Genomic DNA, 1,161 nt, shown 5'->3' with positions numbered 1-1,161 from the left:
CCCCACGCACCCCCGGTCGTGACCCCCGCGGCCCGGACGCCCGCCTCCGCGCCCGCGGGACCGGTCGCCGTGTCCGTGCGGGAGGTGCACAAGACCTACCCCGGCGCCCGCCGTCCCCGGCGCCGCCGACGGCCTGCCGGCGACGGGCCGACCGCCCCGTCCGGGACCGGCCCCGTCCACGCCAGCGCCGGCATCAGCCTGGAGGTGGGACGGGGTGAGATCTTCGGCCTGCTCGGCCCCAACGGCGCGGGCAAGACGACCCTGGTCCGTCAGCTGACCGGCCTGCTGCGGCCCGACTCCGGCGCCATCGAGCTGTTGGGCCACGACGTGGTCCGTCACCCCCGCCGGGCCCCCCGGCTCCTGGCCCACCTCGGTCAGCAGTCCACCGCCCTGGACGAACTCACCGTCGCGGTCGCGGCCGAGACCACCGGCGTGCTGCGCGGTCTGGACCGCGCGGACGCCCGGCGCGAGAGCGGCGAGGTCCTCGACGAACTGGGCCTGACCGACCTGGCGACCCGCCCCCTGACCCGACTCTCCGGCGGCCAGCGCCGGCTCGCCTGCGTCGCCGCCGCCCTGGTGGGCCGTCGGCCCCTGCTGATCCTGGACGAGCCCACCGCCGGCATGGACCCGGTGGCCCGCCGGGCGGTGTGGGCGGCGGTGGACCGGCGCCGCGCCGAGCACGGCACCACCGTCGTCCTGGTCACCCACAACGTCATCGAGGCCGAGACCCTGCTGGACCGGGTGGCGGTGCTGGAGGCCGGGAGGGTCATCGCCTGCGACACCCCCGGCGGGCTGAAGGCGATGGTCGGCGACGAGGTGCGCCTGGAACTGGTGTGGCGCGACCGGGCCCCGACGGACGTCCCGGCGGTGGCTGCGCTGCGCCGCCTCGTCACCGGGGAACCGGTCGACCCCACCGGCTCCGGCCGACGGTGGACGCTGCGCCTGCCCCCAGAGGAGGCCCGGGCCGCCGTCGCGGCCGTCACCACCGGCCCCGCCTTCGCGGCGCTGGACGACTTCACCCTGGCGACCCCCACCCTGGAGGACGTCTACCTGGCGCTGGGCGGCAGCGGACGGGGGCTGGTGCGCTCGTGACGATGACCGACCCCCGCGAGCGTCCCGCCGCGGAACCCACCGGCACCGGGGCCCCCGCGGTCGCCGGGC

Annotated in this window: 1 protein-coding gene; it reads left to right on the top strand. The window is 78.2% G+C overall.

All coding sequences use genetic code 11. From position 1 onward, the window contains the following. Positions 1-75: 75 nt before the first annotated feature. A complete protein-coding gene (locus FOE67_RS26305) occupies positions 76-1,092 on the top strand; it encodes an ABC transporter ATP-binding protein (protein ID WP_182667325.1) in 1,017 nt (338 codons plus the stop codon). The last annotated feature ends 69 nt before the right edge of the window (positions 1,093-1,161 follow it).

This window comes from Streptomyces calidiresistens, assembly GCF_014141525.1.
Taxonomy (GTDB): Bacteria; Actinomycetota; Actinomycetes; order Streptomycetales; family Streptomycetaceae; genus Streptomyces; species Streptomyces calidiresistens.
This window is presented reverse-complemented; position numbering and strand designations above follow the sequence as displayed.